The organism is Pseudomonas sp. TH32 (assembly GCF_016650855.1).
Lineage (GTDB): Bacteria > Pseudomonadota > Gammaproteobacteria > Pseudomonadales > Pseudomonadaceae > Aquipseudomonas.
The window spans coordinates 952596-965741 of the sequence record NZ_JAEKFA010000002.1 but is presented as its reverse complement, the minus strand read 5'-3'; the positions used below and the strand labels follow the sequence as shown (position 1 = coordinate 965741).

Annotated in this window: 11 protein-coding genes; 4 read left to right on the top strand and 7 right to left on the bottom strand. The window is 62.6% G+C overall.

What is annotated here, in order from left to right; translation table 11 throughout:
• Positions 1-15: 15 nt before the first annotated feature.
• Positions 16-993, bottom strand: coding sequence for a thiamine pyrophosphate-dependent dehydrogenase E1 component subunit alpha (locus JFV30_RS08240; protein WP_201122989.1), 978 nt, complete (start codon positions 991-993; stop codon positions 16-18).
• Positions 994-1303: 310 nt separating this feature from the next.
• On the opposite strand from JFV30_RS08240, the gene JFV30_RS08235 reads away from it, so the two are divergent.
• Entirely contained in the window at positions 1304-3169 is a 1866-nt protein-coding gene (locus JFV30_RS08235; protein WP_201122987.1) for a sigma-54-dependent Fis family transcriptional regulator, read from the top strand.
• 69 nt (positions 3170-3238) lie between these two features.
• Here the strand turns inward: JFV30_RS08235 and JFV30_RS08230 are convergent, their stop codons facing one another.
• Positions 3239-4018, bottom strand: coding sequence for an acetoin reductase (locus tag JFV30_RS08230; RefSeq protein WP_201122985.1), 780 nt, complete (start codon positions 4016-4018; stop codon positions 3239-3241).
• 190 nt (positions 4019-4208) lie between these two features.
• On the opposite strand from JFV30_RS08230, the gene JFV30_RS08225 reads away from it, so the two are divergent.
• The gene (locus JFV30_RS08225; RefSeq protein ID WP_201122983.1) at positions 4209-6371 is read left to right on the top strand and encodes a TonB-dependent siderophore receptor; all 2163 of its coding nucleotides are present in this window, start codon (positions 4209-4211) and stop codon (positions 6369-6371) included.
• Here JFV30_RS08225 and JFV30_RS08220 read toward each other — a convergent pair.
• Positions 6361-7491, bottom strand: a complete 1131-nt coding sequence (locus JFV30_RS08220) for an MFS transporter (protein ID WP_201122981.1) — start codon at positions 7489-7491, stop codon at positions 6361-6363. The two genes, JFV30_RS08225 and JFV30_RS08220, sit on opposite strands and share 11 nt — an antisense overlap.
• Positions 7492-7590: 99 nt before the next feature.
• On the opposite strand from JFV30_RS08220, the gene JFV30_RS08215 reads away from it, so the two are divergent.
• A complete protein-coding gene (locus JFV30_RS08215; RefSeq protein WP_201122979.1) occupies positions 7591-8355 on the top strand; it encodes a helix-turn-helix domain-containing protein in 765 nt (254 codons plus the stop codon).
• Positions 8356-8399: 44 nt separating this feature from the next.
• Here the strand turns inward: JFV30_RS08215 and JFV30_RS08210 are convergent, their stop codons facing one another.
• The 3 genes from JFV30_RS08210 to JFV30_RS08200 all read right to left on the bottom strand — a co-directional run bounded on the left by JFV30_RS08210 (position 8400) and on the right by JFV30_RS08200 (position 10933).
• On the bottom strand, positions 8400-8837 hold the full coding sequence (locus tag JFV30_RS08210; protein WP_201122977.1) for a carboxymuconolactone decarboxylase family protein: 438 nt from the start codon (positions 8835-8837) through the stop codon (positions 8400-8402).
• A 95-nt stretch (positions 8838-8932) separates the two neighbouring features.
• A complete protein-coding gene (locus JFV30_RS08205) occupies positions 8933-9964 on the bottom strand; it encodes a catalase family peroxidase (protein ID WP_201122975.1) in 1032 nt (343 codons plus the stop codon).
• A 51-nt stretch (positions 9965-10015) separates the two neighbouring features.
• Positions 10016-10933, bottom strand: coding sequence for an anti-sigma factor family protein (locus tag JFV30_RS08200; protein WP_242487039.1), 918 nt, complete (start codon positions 10931-10933; stop codon positions 10016-10018).
• Positions 10934-11370: 437 nt separating this feature from the next.
• On the opposite strand from JFV30_RS08200, the gene JFV30_RS08195 reads away from it, so the two are divergent.
• The gene (locus JFV30_RS08195) at positions 11371-11910 is read left to right on the top strand and encodes an RNA polymerase sigma factor (RefSeq protein WP_010175305.1); all 540 of its coding nucleotides are present in this window, start codon (positions 11371-11373) and stop codon (positions 11908-11910) included.
• Here JFV30_RS08195 and JFV30_RS08190 read toward each other — a convergent pair whose 3' ends face one another.
• Positions 11911-12987 carry an AraC family transcriptional regulator gene (locus JFV30_RS08190; protein WP_201122972.1) on the bottom strand — a complete coding sequence of 359 codons (1077 nt, stop codon included), beginning with the start codon at positions 12985-12987 and terminating at the stop codon, positions 11911-11913.
• Between the last annotated feature and the right edge of the window lie 159 nt (positions 12988-13146).

The window sequence follows — 13146 nt, the reverse complement described above, 5'->3', positions numbered from 1 at the left end:
TGTAGTGGGTGGCGATTAGCGGTAGGCGACGTAGACGTCGCTGAGCAGGTCGGCGGCCTGGGGTTTGGGATCGGACTTGGCCAGGCGCACGGCGTCTTCGATCAATTGCGCGACTTCGGCGTCGATGCGCTCGAACTGCGCCGCGTCCAGCCAGCCTTCTGCGGTGCAGCGCTGGCGAAACAGGCTCAGGCAGTCGCCGGTTTCCCGCAGGTTTTTCACTTCATCCGGGCCGCGATAGGTTTGCGCATCACCTTCGAAGTGGCCATAGAAGCGGCTCAGTTTGACTTCCACCAAGGTCGGCCCTCTGCCGCTGCGGGCCCGCTCTACGGCGACGCCAAGGGCTTGGTGCACGGCGAAGAAATCGTTGCCATCGACGATCACCCCCGGCATCCCAAAGCCCACGGCGCGCTCGGCAATGTCCTTGCAGGCCACCGACCAGCCTGACCCGGTGGCTTCGGCATAGCCGTTGTTTTCGGCCACGAACAGGCACGGCAGGTTCATGATCGACGCCAGGTTCATCGCTTCAAACACCGCGCCCTCGTTGGAGCCGCCGTCGCCAAAAAATGCGACCGCCACGCCCGCGCTGCCCTTGAGCTTGGCCGCCAGGGCCGCGCCGGCTGCCAACGGTGCACCGGCGCCGACAATGCCGTTGGCGCCGAGCATGCCCTTCTCCTGGTCGGCGATGTGCATGGAGCCGCCCTTGCCGCCGCACACCCCGGTTTTCTTGCCGTAGATCTCGGCCATCATGCCGAACACATCCACGCCCTTGGCGATGCAATGCCCGTGGCCACGGTGGTTGGAGGCGATGCAATCTTCATCGTTGAGGTGGGCCATGACCCCGGCGGCACTGGCTTCCTGGCCGGCATACAAATGCACGAAACCAGGGATCTCGCCGGTAGCGAATTCCACGTGCAGGCGTTCTTCGAAATCACGGATGGTGCGCATCACGGTGTAGGCATGAAGCAGTTGATCGGTGGACAGGTGAGTGGACATCTTGTTGTTCTCCAGGTTGTCTCGACACACAAAAGGCTGGATCAGGCCAGCTGCAAGGCTCTCAGCACGGCCTGTGCCAATCTGTCGAAAAACCCGGCAAAGCGTTGATCCAGAGCAGCTGCCCGCAGTCGCGGCCAGGCCACCATGGCCCGTTCAATGAGACGCGCCGTTGCAACCTGCCCGCAGCGTCTCAGGCACGATGAGACGCTGCGTCTCACCCCGGGCAGTTGGTCAGGCCGCCCTTGTCCGTCCCGGCCCATGGGCGCTTAATGGCGGGCATAACAACAAGGATCGAGAACCGGAGGCTTCAATGCTCGCCGTGAACTCCAAGGACCATGTCGACTGTGTCAGCCGCGTGGTACGCAATGCCGACCGCCTGCCCCAGGCCCCGGTGCCGTCGCTGATATTTGATTCCTGGCGCCGCTCCATGGAGCAGCACCACCTCGACCCCGGTTCCCTGCAAGGGCCGCGCATCCTCACCAGCACCCTGCTCAAGGAATGCCGCGAACGCGCCGAGCTGTTCATGCGCATCGCCAGCGAGGAAGTCGGGCAGATTCACAACCGGGTACGGCACGCCGATTACTGCGTGATGCTCACCGACGCCCAGGGCCAGACCATCGACCACCGTGTGGACGCCGGCATTCGCAATGATTGCCGCAAAGCCGGCCTGTACCTCGGCACCTGCTGGTCGGAAGCAGAGGAAGGCACCTGCGGCGTGGCCACGGTGCTGACCAGCAAGGCGGCGGTCACCGTGCACAAGCGCGACCACTTTCGCGCGGCGTTTATCGGCCTGACCTGCTCCGCCGCCCCGATTTTCGATCCCCAGGGCAACCTGCTCGGCGTGATGGACGCGTCGGCCCTCAAGTCCCCGGATGACCGGCGCAGCCAGCACCTGGTACGGCAGATGGTGGCGCAGAGCGCGCGGGCCATCGAGAACGCGTTTTTCATGCACAGCGCCCGGCAACATTGGGTGTTGCAGGCTCACAGCACACCGGGTTACGTCGATAGCCAGCCAGACATGCTGCTGGCGTGGGATCAGGACGGGCGGCTGCAAGCCTTGAACAGCAAGGCCCGGCAGGCGCTGCGATTGCGCTTCGGGCAATTGCCGGAGCATATCGGTGAAGTGTTTGACCTGGACGCGTTGCGCGCCGTGACCGACCAATCGACGCAACAGCTGCACTGGCTCGGCGAGCCCGGCGCGTTGCAGGTGCGGGTCAGTGCGCCACGGCGCAAAGCGGCGCCTGCAGCGGCTTCTTTGAGTCAACAGACAGACCCGCGTGTGGAAGAGCACCTGCGCCTGGCCGTGCGGGTCAAGGACCGCAACCTGCCGGTGCTGGTGCAGGGCGAAACCGGCGCTGGCAAAGAGGTTTTTGCCCGTCAGTTGCATGAACGCAGCGCCCGCCGTGACGGGCCCTTTGTGGCAGTGAACTGCGCGGCAATTCCGGAGAACCTGATTGAAAGCGAGCTGTTCGGCTACGTGGCCGGGGCGTTTACCGGCGCCTCCAGCAAGGGCATGACCGGGTTGCTGCTGCAGGCCGATGGCGGCACGTTGTTTCTCGACGAGATCGGCGACATGCCCCTGGCCTTGCAGACGCGGCTGCTGCGGGTGATGGCCGAAGGTGAAGTGGCACCGCTGGGCGGGGCAAAAACCCGCGCGGTGGACATCCAGGTGATCTGCGCCAGCCATCGGGATTTGGCGGCGCTGGTGAGTACCGGAAGCTTTCGTGAGGACCTGTATTTCCGACTGGGTTGTGCGCGGTTCTGCGTACCGCCATTGCGGGAACGGACGGACAAGCTGGCGTTGATCAACCGGCTGCTGGCGCAGGAAGCGCGGCATAGCGGTACTTCGGTAGGGATCGCATCGGCGGCGCTGGAGTTGCTGCTGGGTTACGCCTGGCCGGGGAATGTGCGGCAGCTGCGGCATGTGCTGGCGTATGCGTGTGCGGTGTGTGACGGAGGGACGGTGCAGTTGGCGGATTTGCCGGTGGAGGTTCGCGGTGAGGCGGTAGTGGCTGAAACATCGGAAAGCGCCAGCCCGGAGCGGCAGTGGGTGCTGGATGCACTGATTCGGCATCGCTGGAAGCCGCTGGCGGCGGCGCAGGCGCTGGGGATTTCCAGGGCGACGTTGTATCGGCGGGTTAACCAGCTGGGGATCGATATGCCCGGGAAGCACTGACACAGCGCGGTAAAAAATGTGGGAGCGGGCTTGCTCGCTCCCACATTTTGACCGAGTGATTCAGGCCGTTCAGCGGTACAGAATCCCGCCATCAATCAACGGCGCTTGCCCGGTCATGTAATCCGAATCCGGCCCGGCCAGGTACGACACCAACCCCGCCACGTCCTCCGGCGTTTCCGCCCGGCCCAAGGCAATCCCGTCCACATACTTCTTGTACGTCGCCCCCACCTCGGCGCCGGTAATCTCGGCCATGCGCTTGTCGATCTCGACCCACATGTCCGTGCCCACCACGCCCGGGCAATAGGCGTTGACGGTAATCCCGTCACTGGCCAATTCCCTGGCCGCCGCCTGGGTCAGTGCGCGCACGGCAAACTTGGTGGCCGAGTACACCCCCAGCAAGGCAAAGCCTTCATGGCCGGCAATCGAGCAGGCATTGATGATCTTGCCCTTCTGGTTAAGGGCCTTGAATTTCTTGCCGGCGGCCTGGATGCCCCAGAGGGTGCCCTGCACATTGATACGCAACGTGCGGTCGACCTGTTCCGGGGTCACGTCCAGCAGCGCGTCGATTTGCGCGACGCCGGCGTTGTTGATGATGATGTCGAAGCCGCCCAGGGTCTGGTGGGCGTGTTCGACCGCCGCGACCACCTGCTCCAGCTGCGAGACATCGGCGACAAACACCGAGGCCTTTCGCCCCAGTGCCACGACCTCGGCCGCCACCGCTTCGATCTTGGCGCTGTTGATGTCCACCAACGCGATGTCGGCGCCGTCCCGTGCCAGGCGCAGGGCGATGGCCCGGCCGATGCCCTGCCCGGCGCCGGTCACCAGCGCAACTTTTCCAGCGATACTCATGACAATCTCCTTCAACGGTGAGAGAAGCCTTGTCTATCGCAGGTGCCAGGCACGGCTGTCGAGCGGCAGCAGGATGGGTGTGCGGGCTGAGACGGGATGTCTCAAAGCGAATCATTCTCGAAAACTTGTAAAACGTCGCCGTTATGCCTAGCTTATGCGCCCTCCGCTCTGCGCTCTCAGGCCTTCCCCCATGGTTTTGCGTCTTCGCCCCGCTGTCCCTTCACGTTTCGCCCTAGGCCTGCTGCTCAGCGCAGGTATCGGTAGCAGCCAGGCGGCTGACATTGAACTGCCGGAGGTGAAGGTTCAGGGCCAGGATGAGTCCGGCTATAACACCGCCACCGCGTCGGTGGGCGGTTTCAACGAGGCGCCGTTGCTCGACACGCCCGCCTCGATCGCGGTGTTCAACGAGTCGCTGATCAAGGATCAACAGGCGCGCTTGCTCAGCGAAGTGCTGCGCAACGACGCCTCGGTGGGCGACAGCTACGCGCCCATCGGCTACTACGAAAACTTCGTGGTGCGCGGCTTCTCGCTGAATGCCGCCAGCAGCTACAAGATCAACGGCCGCACCATCACCGGCGAGCAGAACGTTGCCCTGGAAAACAAGCAGCGCGTGGAGCTGCTCAAGGGATTGTCGGGTCTGCAAAGCGGGATTTCCGAGCCCAGTGGCGTGATCAATTACGTGACCAAGCGCCCGGAGGATGTGCGCTCGGTGACGGTGTCCACCGATGACCGTGGCAGTGGTTACCTGGCCACCGACGTGGGCGGCTGGTTTGGCAGCGAGCAGCAGTTCGGCCTGCGCGCCAACGTGGCCCATGAAGACCTCAATTCCTATGTCGAACATGCCAATGGCCACCGGGATTTCCTGTCCCTGGCGTTCGACTGGAACATCAGTCCCGACGCGGTATTGCAGCTGGATGCGGAGTATCAGAACAAGCAGCAGCGCTCGGTGCCGGGATATCAGTTACTGGGCGGGACCGAGGTGCCGCACAACGCATCGCCGAAGAAACTGCTGGGGCATCAGAGCGGCGCGAACCAGGTGGGGATCGATTCACTGAACCTCAATGGCAAGTTTGAGTACCGCTTCAATGACCAATGGAAAGGCAGCGTGAGCGCGGCGCGCAGCAAGGTGGTGATTGATGATTACAGTTCGTTTGCGTGGGGCTGCTATGGGTCCACGAGCTGTGCCGGCGCCACGGTGCCGAACTACTTCAGCCCGGAAGGCAATTACGACATCTATGACTTCCGCAGCCCAGATGACACTCGGCGCGATGATGAAATTCAGGCGGCGATGACGGGGTTGTTCAACACCGGTGGATGGGGGCATGAGTTGACGTTTGGCAGCAGCGCGTTTCGGCGGGTGGTGGACAAGCGCGAATCGGTCAACGAGATGATTGGCTCCGGCAATATCAATCAGGACCCGGAGAACTTTGCGCCCACCGATAAACCCTTGAACGATAGCCACCGCAACCTCGACAGCCGCCAGTACGGCCTGTTCGTCACCGACCGTATCAGCTTCAACGAGCAATGGCAGACCATCGTGGGCGGCCGCGAAGTACGCCTCGACGAAAAGGCTTTCGACGATCAGGGCAACGAGTCCCGCCACACCCAACAGTATGTGTTCCTGCCCCAGGCGGCGCTGATCTACAAACCGATCGAAAACCTGTCGCTCTACACCAGCTACAGCAAAGGCCTGTCCCTGGGCGGCACCGCGCCGTGGTTTGCACTGAATAAAGACGAAACCCTCGCCCCAACGGTTTCCCGCCAGATCGAAGCCGGTGTGAAATACGACTGGCGCCGCATCAGCTTCGCCGCCGCCCTCTTCCAGACCCGCCAGGCCTATCAATACGCCAGGCCCGACGACGCGGGAACGTTCACCTACGTGCAACAAGGCGAACAGAAAAACACCGGCCTGGAATTATCGGCCAACGGCTGGGCCACCGAGCGCTTGCAGATCGCCGCCAGCGTCGCGGCCATCCGTGCACGAGTGTCGGGCAGCGGCACACCGGAATACGAAGGCCATCAGGCGATCAACGTGCCGAAACTGCGCGCCAGCCTGTATGCCGACTACGCCCTGCCCTGGGTCGACGGCCTGGCGTTGCTCGGCGGCGTGCAATACAGCGCCAACAAGTACGCCAATCGCACCGGTGATGTGGAAGTGGGCGACTACGCCATCGTCAACGTGGGCAGCCGCTACACCACAAAGCTCGATGGCTATGAAACGGTGTTTCGCCTGAGCGTCGACAACCTGTTCGACAAGCGTTACTGGCGTGATGCCGGTGAATACATGGGCGATGACTACCTGTTCCAGGGCGCGCCGTTGACCGCACGCTTGAGTGCAACGGTCAACTTCTGACGGTACGCGGGATCGCCAGGCATAGCGCCGCCACGGCGCACACCAATAGGGTCCAGCCCAACTGCTGGGCCCAGGCCGCCACGGTCAACCCCGCACCGATCACCAGGTAATACAGCAAACCGAACAAGGCACCGGCGGTGCCAAGGCGGTCGCGATAAGCCGTCAGCGCTGCCCCCAGCACATTGGGAATCGCCACGCCGAAGGCCATGACCACCAACAGCATCGGCAACACGAACAGCCAACGCTCCTGCAACAGCACCACCATCACGCTGCCCACTAACATCACGCCACCGGCTGCCAGCACCAGCTGTTCGCTGCCGGCCCCGCGCTTGAGCAACCCCTTGTTGAGCCAGGCCCCAAGCGCCGACCCCAGCGCCAGCAGCACGCCGCTGTAGCCGAACTGCTCGGCAGACAACCCCAGGCGTTGGAAAACAAACGGCCCCAGGCTGTAATAACTGAACAGCGCGATATTGAAGGCAGCGACCAGCCCAACCGAACGCCACAGGGACGCATCCTTGAGCATCAGGCCCAGGGTGCCACGCAACGAGGCCGTGGGCAGCGAAGCCGGGCGGGTTTCCGGCAAGGACCACAGGCACCAGGCACATAAGGTCAGCGCCAGCAGCAACAAACCGGCGAGCACCCCGCGATAGCCGAAGTGCTGCACCAGGCCCGCGCCGCTGAACAGGCCGATCGCGGGGCTGGCCGCCAGGGCAATGCCCACTACTGAAAACACTTGCGCCAGTTCGGCGCCGCTGAAGCGGTCGCGCAGCACAGTTTGCGTCACCACCGACCCCACCGCCGCACCAAACGCCGCCAGCGCCTGGGCCATCAACAGACCGTTGAACGAACCTACGCCCAACGCCAGCGCCGTGGCCACACCGTAAAGGGTCAACCCGGCCAGCATCACCGGGCGCCGACCAAAGCGGTCACACAACCGGCCCCATACCACTACCCCGAAAGCGAAGGCGAGAAAATACACCGACAAGGTCTGCCCCGCAGCCTCGGGCCCTACCCCAAACGCCTGGCCGATATCCGCCAGCGCGGGGCTGTACAGGGTTTGTGCGATCTGCGGGAACATCAGCAACGCCACCGCCAGCACCAGCAAATTTTTCAAGATCATCCAAAGGTTCTTCCCAGGTAGACAGGCCAGGAAGTCTAAACAGCGGTGTCTGGCGTATTATCCAGACTTCGACACGTTATCAATTAAATCGGACATTCCATGGCATGGCTTGCGGCGCAGACACCTTTCGATCCCGACCGCTTCGACGCGCCCGTGGTGGGCATCGCCGCCCTGTTGGGTGATCACGACTCCGGCGTGCATCAGCATCAGCGCGGGCAATTGCTGTTTACCCAACAGGGCTGCACGCGCATTACCCTGGCCAACCAGCTGTGCCTGTTGCCGCCCACACGGGCAGCGTGGATTCCCGGCGGCGTGCCGCACCGGGCAGTGATGCAACAGACCGTGGATTACCGTTCGGTGTATGTCAGCTTGGCATTGGCCGGGCAGTTGCCGGCACAGGTGCGGGTGATTGAGGTGAGTGCGCTGCTGCGGGCGGTGCTGGAGCCAATGGCAATGGCGGCGTTCGACACCGATTGGCAACACGGTAAATACGCGCATTTGCTGGCGCTATGCCTGAGTGAAATCCGCGAGGCCGTCGAGCAACCGCTGCTGCTGCCCCTGCCCACGGACAAACGCCTGGCGCCGTTATTGGAGAACCTCGACGCGCTGCCGCCGGAGCTGCAAGCCTTGCAACAGCAAGTGGCTGCCAGCGGCAAAACCATCGGCCGGATCTTTCTGCGGGAAACCGGCATGGGCTATCAACAATGGCGTCAACAGTGGCGCCTGATGCGCGCTATCGAGTTGCTCGCCACCGGGCGCAGTCTCGGGTACTGCGCCTTTGAGTTGGGCTTTGCCAGTGACAGTGCGCTGATCGCGTTCTTCAAGGCCATGACCGGCACCACGCCGAGGGGTTACTTCAAGTGAATGCCGACTGCCTGTAACCCTGTGGGAGCTGCCTCGTGTGTTGATTACTTGGGCATCTTGCGAAAGCCCACCGCCAGGCGGTTCCAGCTGTTGATGGTCGCAATCGCCACGCTCAGGTCGACTTGCTCCTGGGCGCTGAAATGGGCAGCCAGTTCGGTGAAGTCTTCATCCGGCGCGTGGGTGTGGCTGATCAGGGTCAGGCTTTCAGCCCAGCCCAGCGCGGCGCGTTCGCGGGGGGTGAAGAACGGCGTTTCACGCCAGGCCGAGACGGTGTACAGGCGACGCTCGGTTTCACCCCCCTTGCGGGCGTCGGCGGTGTGCATGTCGAGGCAGAAGGCGCAGCCGTTGATCTGTGAGACGCGCAGGCGCACCAGCTCCAGCAGCGGCAGTTCGATGGACAGTTTGCCGACGGCGCCTTCCAGGGCGAGCATGGCTTTCATGGCGTCCGGGGAGGCGGTGTAGAAGTCGGTGCGAGTTTGCATGGTGGTGCTCCAGAGCAGTGGGGATTGGTGTCTAGAGTAGTGAGCCGGGTGCGTTGGACAAATAGCCAATCCGGGGGAAGATCAGGTAGCCAATCTCAGTGCCCGGCCTGCTCCGCGACCCGCCGCTTGTGGGACTCGGCATACGCGGCCTCGCGGGCCAGCAGCAAAGGGTCGTCGGAGGGTTCGATCCCTGCCGGCAATTCCAGCGGGTTGAAGTCGATATCGCGGCAGGCGCCGTCGATCTGCGGTTGTTGGCGGTCGATCACCAGCACGCCGGCGTCGATCTGCCGACGCTGCTCTTCGGGCCAGCGCAGGGTGGCGTCAGTGGTGGGGTCGCCGGGTTCCGCCAGGGTGATCATCAGGTGCCAGCGCGCCGGCGACTGCGCGACCCGATGGGCAAAACCAAACGCCAGGAAGTCCGGGTCGCTGCCCTCGGCGGCGGTCATCGGTGTGTAGGCCGTCTCGGGCACCATGCTCCAGCGCACAAACCGCACCTGGCCGTGGGCGTTGGTCATGCGGAACGCATTCACGCTATAGAACGCGGTGTTGTCAAAACCGGACGACGCAGGATGGTCTGCCAGCCAGGCTTCGAACGGTTGAATCTCCGGATGCGCCTGTTTGAAGGCGTTCATCTTCTGCGGGTCGGGGCCGCTGCCGCCGTACTCCGGCATCGAGGCCCGCAACTGCTCGTAGAGGCCTTCGGGCGTGTTGACCGGGAACACCGGCACCGAATTCATCGCGGTGTACCAGGTTTGGCCGTCGGCGCCGGTGATGCTCAGGGCCATGCTGCGGATCATGCCGTGCGCGTCGGCCTGGGCCGGGTCGCCCCCGGCGGCAGACAGCCGACCGAGCACCGGTACGCTGCCGCGCTGTAACACCTGGGCGCTGGAGATCTCTACCGCCTTACCACTGCCGTCAAACCTGCCGGTGATGCACAAGCCCTTGGCGTGGTTGCGCCGAAACCCGGGGTGGGCCCGGCCGGCCGCCGCTTCCATCTCATCGACGATTTGTGCCGCAGTGGGCGACGGGGAAAACGTGGAGACCAGCCACCCCGCGTGATAGCCCCAGGTACCGAGGGCAAGGGTGACAGCTGCGAGGGGGAACATCAGACGATGGCGCTTTTTCATCAAACTACCTGGAACCGCAGCATTGGGATCCAATGCTCGATCCCGGTACTGTCATTTCTGGATATCAGCGACCCACAGCGGTGCGCGGGAAACCGCGAACAACTGGCCGGCCGTGCGGTCTGCGACAAGCCGCGCCACAGCCTTGAGGTCCACGCCTTCTGGCTCGCCGATCAGCGCGTAGCCCAGCTCAGACTGGCGCCAGGTAACAACGTTCATTTGTGCCACGCTTTGCTGCGTCAGGGACTGGTCCGGCTTGGGTTCCTTCATCACGCAGAGGGCAACCGGTGCACCGTTCTCGGGCAGGTAGACCAGCTGGATCAGCGCCTTGTTGTTGAAGCGCAGGCGTTGCACACGTTTGAAGGTCAGCCCGGCGGAACTCAGGTCCGGCACGCGCAGCGCAAGGCCGTCGACCTCGCGAATATCGGCCAGGGTCTTGGTCACCACATCGGTCGGCTGGGCGCCGTAGTCCACGGTCTCACGGGTATAAAGATGCTGATAGGCAGCCGCCTGCTGAACCCATGGCAAGGTCTGGGCAACGGCCGGCGCGGTGGCGTCAAAACCGGGCTTGAGCACGCCATTGAGCACACCCACTTGCAGCACCAGCGCATAGCAGGCGGCACCGGCGGCGAAGGTCAGGGCCATCCATGCAAATTTAGGTCGGGACTGGCCGAACAAGCGGGCAAAAACGCTGTCTTTTCTAGCAGCCACGGGGGCAGACGCCGGCGCGGTGGTCTGGGCAGCCGAATGCTGAGCCGCCAGGGCCGCAATATTGAGCTTCAGGCTCTCGGGTACCGGCGGCAGTTTCTGCCGGGCAAACGCTTCCTCATAAGGCAGGCAGGAAGCCATCAACCGGGAGACGCGCTGGGCCAAATCCGGCGAAGCGTCCATAAGCCGCTCAAGCTCCTGGTTCTGTTGCGGCGTCAGTTCGCCGTCAACATAGGCCATAAGCAGGGCATCGTCCGCTACCATTGGGTCATCACTCCATTTATTCATCATGACTACGTTACGTGATCTCGGCCTTGTGGGCCAATGCGGCTGGTCAGCGGGTAGCTAGAAGCCATCATATTGATATCAATCATCGCGTTGCAACAACTGGAAACACTAAAAGGCAAACCGAAAATACTTTAAAACAGGAGCAAATACTCTAAGACAACACTTGGAATTCGAAAATATTCCCTCGGTCGTTTAAATATTATATGTTTCATCTTGTGTCTGTATCTTTCCCGTGACAATGGCACAATAATTTGTTGGCCCGCTTTGTGCTAATGCTCCAAATATCGCTATCCCGCACGCGCTTTCCAGGATCCTCAGCAACGCAAAGGACGCCCAGACATTGGCATCCGCTACGGCATGACCTCGTAGCCTGACCGCTCCATTTTAGGCATCACGAAATAATAAGAGGAAATATGTCGATCACCGGTGCAGATTTACCCGCACTGCTGCCAGAACTGCTGCCGCGCCTGTGGGCGTTCGCATTGCGGATTTCGGGCGACAAACACGATGCCGAGGATCTGGTCCAGCTTGCCTGTGTGCGTGCCTTGGAACGCTCCCATCAATTGCAGCCCGACACCTCGGTGTTGAGCTGGATGTTTTCGATTGTCCACTCCACCTGGATCAATGAACTGCGTTCACGCAAGGTGCGCAGCCGCTCGCGCATGGACTGGAACGACGAGTTCCTCGAAACCGTCAGCGACCCCGAGGCGCCCAACCCGGAGTCCGACCTGATGCACCGGCAGATTCTCGAGGCCGTGCACAAGCTGCCCGAAGGCCAGCGCGAGGTGATGTTGCTGGTGGGCGTGGAACGCTTCAGCTACAAGGAAGCCGCCGAAATGCTCGAATTGCCGATCGGCACCGTAATGAGCCGGTTGTCGCGGGCGCGTCAGGCGATCGGCGCGCTTTTTGATTCGCCGAAAAGCAAACCTTTGCGCGCTCGCTCAGACGCGTAATCAACACCTCCACGGCGTCCTGAAGGGACCACCCCAGGGATCACGCCAGCCCGCCTCCCTCCCCCGAAACGCACTGGGGCTCAGCCCGGTCCAGCGCTTGAACGCCCGCCGAAAACTGCGCACATCGCTATAGCCCACTTCCTCGGTAATACGCTCGATGGACAACCCCGGATTGCTCAGCAACCCCATGGTTCGTGCCCGCCGTACCTGCTCCAGCAAACCTTCAAACGTCAACCCATGCTCGGTCAGCCGCCGCCGCAAGGTGCGCCCGCTCATGTTCAAGTCACCGGCGACCTTTTCCAGCTGGCTGCCTTGCAGATCGCGGGAAATCGCGCGCTCCACCGCCTGGATCAAATCCATTTTCTGGTGCAGTTGGGCGCTTTCCAGCTCGAGTAATTCCAGGGCCTGGCGCAAGGCCAGGGCATGGTGATTGGGCAAGCGCACGTCCAGCCAGTGGCTGGCCAGGACCATACGATTATGCAGGCAGCCAAAGCGCACATCCGCGCCAAACAGCTGGTGATAGTCGGCGACATAGGTGGGCGCAGCGTGGATAAATTCGACGCGCAGCGGCATGAAGCCCTCGCCCACCAAGGCCCGGCCATACACCATCAGGCTGGCGAAGAATTCCTCTGCGGCAAACACCTGTACTTCGGCGTAGGGCAGCAGGCATTCGATATCGACGAAAACTTCCTGGGCGCCCTCATGGGTGCGTGAGGTGGCGATGCCGCCGGAGGTGTGCTGATGGCGTTCGCCAATGGCAAAGGCATCGCGCAGGGTCTTGCACAGTGAAATCACATGCCCGAGCAGGCCCAGGGTGCCGAGTACGTTCTGATGGCCCACCCACAGGCCCAGCCCCTGATCGGGCAACACCTTGAGGGCACGCTGGATCATCGCGACCGCCTGGCGATAGGAAATCCGCTGGGCCGGGTCGTCCAGGTCAGCCAGGGTAAACCCCAGGCCACGGCACAGGTGCTCGGCACTCGCGCCCTTTTGCGCGACCACTTGTCCGAGGGTTTGCAGCAAAAATGGCGAGACCAGGGCCAGGTCATAGTGCGGATCAACGGCTTTCCTTTGCATGGATCTTCGATTCCCGACTGAGTGCTTCAGTTCTTGTTTTTGAAACATCCTGACAATCATAGGCGCTTGCAAGAGGCGCTGCACTCTGGATGAAAGCTGTCCGCCAAAGTCCCCCTATATGGCCGCCAATACCCTGCCCCGCCGGGCGCTCAGGGCTTA